1 pseudogene is annotated in these 237 nt (G+C 50.2%); it reads left to right on the top strand.

What is annotated here, in order from left to right:
• Nucleotides 1-237, top strand: a pseudogene (locus M9827_RS28080) (IS481 family transposase); the annotation flags it as partial.

Genomic DNA, 237 nt, shown 5'->3' with positions numbered 1-237 from the left:
TGAAACCGCCGGCATCTGTCTATCGCCCGTCGATACGCGCTTATCCCGGTTATTTGCCTGCGCTTGAATATGGTTCCGATGTTGAAGTACGCAAGGTTCGGTCAAATGGGGAAATTAAATGGAAAGGACAGCTGATTTTTCTTGGAGAGGCTCTGATTGGAGAGGATATCGCGCTGAAGGAAGTGGCTGATGACGCTTGGGAACTGTACCTTTGCAGCCACTGTTTAGGCAGGCTTG

Source organism: Pseudomonas sp. AKS31 (assembly GCF_023634765.1).
Lineage (GTDB): Bacteria > Pseudomonadota > Gammaproteobacteria > Pseudomonadales > Pseudomonadaceae > Aquipseudomonas.
Note: the sequence above shows the minus strand (reverse complement) of the source record. Positions and strands in the feature narration are given on the sequence as shown.